Source organism: Longimicrobium terrae (genome assembly GCF_014202995.1).
Taxonomy (GTDB): domain Bacteria; phylum Gemmatimonadota; class Gemmatimonadetes; order Longimicrobiales; family Longimicrobiaceae; genus Longimicrobium; species Longimicrobium terrae.
Window position 1 is genome coordinate 1 of sequence record NZ_JACHIA010000054.1, and the last position, 1,307, is coordinate 1,307.

The following is a 1,307-nucleotide window of genomic DNA, read 5'->3' on the forward strand; positions in this document are numbered from 1 at the left end:
AAGCCAGTTAGTTGCAGCGCTCGTTTTCGTGGCCGCTCACGCAGTCGCCGGCTCAACTCGCGGCCGCGGCGCAGCAGTTCGCTTGGCAGGCTGGGCAGGGAGACCACGCTCCGGAACGCGTCGCACACCTCCCTGAACTCCCTCCAGCGGCTGCCTGCCTCCCAAGGGGAATCCCCAGGGGGAAAAAAGGCGAGATTCCTCGCCCATCCGCTCCATCAGGAGCACCGCCAGCAGCTTCGCGTAGATCCAGCTGCGCACGGCATCCGGATCCCGGTTCGGCGCGTTTCCGGCATCGAAAAGCGACTTCAGGCGCTTGAATCCCAGTTCGATCTGCCACCGCGCCCGGTAGAGCTCCAGCACGTCCGCCGCCGCAAGATCATCCAGTCCCGGCGTCGCGAGCACGAAGATGTACTCGGCGAGTTCCAGCGTTTCCTGCCGGGGCGTGTGGCCCTTCTTGCGGGCCGCCTTCTGCATTCGCTCCTTCGCGGCCCGGGCTGCGCTCGCGCTCTTACGCACCGCGCAGAGCCGCGCCGCGTATTCACGGCCGTGAGCCTGGAAGCGAACGGGCCACGAGCCCGCCTCATGCTCATGGAGCGTGCGCATCGTGGCCAGCAGATCCAGCCGGCCGCCGTGCTCGTCGAGCAGGGGGAAGCTGCTGGCGTTCAGCCGGACCACCACGTCTCCTCCGTGATCGCGCACGTGCGCCACGCCTTCCCGGTGGCAGTAGCCGCGGTCGCCGAGGATTACGTCCCCCGGCTGCACCGGGACCCGGGAGTACGTCTCGCCTCCCCCGGCATCCGTCACCTCGGCGAAGTCGCAGGCCAGCGTGGGCAGGCTGAGCACGTAATGCAGCCGCCAGTCGGTCCCGCTACTTCCGGAAACGCGCACGTGGGTGGCGTCCGCGATCTTCAGCCGCCGCCCGCCGGACAGCTCTGGAGAGGCACCGCGCCAGTTCTCCGCGAAGGTGCGCTCGGTGAGTGCGCGCAGCCACGGTTCCGCGGTGCGCATTCGCTTCATCAACGCCACGTTGGAGAGCTGGGCCAAGCCCGCGGCCGCGGCCCTCGCGCTCGCCTGCTGCAGCGAGAGGCCGGAGGCGGCATACAGGAAGACCAGGCGCAGCAATACGTCTGCGTCAGGGACGCGGCGAACTCGCTTCAGGGCGCCCGTCGTGCGGGCAAGCTCCCGCCATCCGGCGGGGAGGAAGCGGGCGATCACACCCCACTCCTCGGCAAGTAGGTCAGCTCTCATGCAGAGCAGAATATCCCGCCCCTACCCCGCCGACAAGATAAAGTTAACGCGTATGCCCC

1 protein-coding gene is annotated in these 1,307 nt (G+C 68.3%); it reads right to left on the bottom strand.

What is annotated here, in order from left to right; translation table 11 throughout:
* Nucleotides 1–36: 36 nt before the first annotated feature.
* Nucleotides 37–1,215 (bottom strand): IS4 family transposase, encoded by a 1,179-nt coding sequence (locus HNQ61_RS28190; protein ID WP_170035058.1) that lies wholly within the window; start codon nucleotides 1,213–1,215, stop codon nucleotides 37–39.
* Nucleotides 1,216–1,307 lie beyond the last annotated feature (92 nt).